Origin of the sequence: Micromonospora sp. C51 (genome assembly GCF_018070435.1) — a bacterium.
In the GTDB taxonomy this organism is placed as follows: Bacteria; Actinomycetota; Actinomycetes; order Mycobacteriales; family Micromonosporaceae; genus Micromonospora; species Micromonospora sediminimaris.
Map to the genome: position 1 here is coordinate 1 of NZ_JAGPXQ010000097.1, position 978 is coordinate 978.

Genomic DNA, 978 nt, shown 5'->3' on the forward strand with positions numbered 1-978 from the left:
GGGGCTTGACCCCTGATCCTGGACACGGGGTTTATGCGGCCGGGGCGAGCGTAGCTGGCGTCGGGCGGGTGTTCTTCTCGTAGGTGATCGGTGATTGCTGTCGGAGGCGTGAGTGGCGTCGGACGGTGTTGTAGCGGTGTAGCCAGCGGAACGTGGTCAGGCGTGCTTCGCGTTCGTCGGTGAAGGTGCGGCGGCCTTGCAGGGTCTCGCGTTTGAAGGTGGCGTTGAACGACTCCGCGGCGGCGTTGTCGGCGGAGCTGCCGACCGCGCTCATCGACTGTCGGACCCCGGCTGCGGTGCAGGCCTCGGCGTAGGCCCGGGAGGTGTACTGGGCTCCGTGGTCGGTGTGCATGATCGCCCCGTGCAGACTGCCCCGGGTGCGCTGGGCGGCGTTCAGGGCGTCGATGACCAGGTCGGTGCGCATGTGATCGGCGATCGCCCAGCCCGCGAGGCGCCGGGAGTGCAGGTCCAGGACGGTGGCCAGGTAGAGGAACCCACGGTCACCGACTGGTAGGTAGGTGATGTCGCCGACGTAGCGCTGATTCGGCTGCCCGGCGGTGAAGTCCCGGCCGATTAGGTCCGCAGCCTTCGCCGCGGCCGGGTCCGGCACCGTCGTACGAGTTCGTCGGCGCAGTCGCAGTCCTTGCACGCCGAAGCGGCGCATCACCCGGGCGACCCGTTTACGGTTGATCGCCAGCCCGGCGTCGCGGAGTTCGGCGGTGACCCGTGGTGCCCCGTAGGTGCCGTCGTGCGCGGTGTGCACCGCCCGGATCCGGTCCACGAGAGCGACGTCCGCGGCCTGGCGGGCGGCTCGCGCTTCGGCGGTCGAGCGCCAGTAGTAGAAGCTCGACCGGGACACCCCGATAGCCGTGCACAACCGCTTCACGCCGTAGCGTGCCTGGTGGTCCGCGACGAACTGGAAGCGGTTCACCAGCGCGTCTCCCCGGCGAAATACCGGGCCGCCTTCCGCAGAATGTC

At 69.4% G+C, this 978-nt stretch carries 1 pseudogene; it reads right to left on the bottom strand.

What is annotated here, in order from left to right:
• Positions 1-31 precede the first annotated feature (31 nt).
• Positions 32-978, bottom strand: a pseudogene (locus KBX50_RS32520) (IS3 family transposase); the annotation flags it as partial.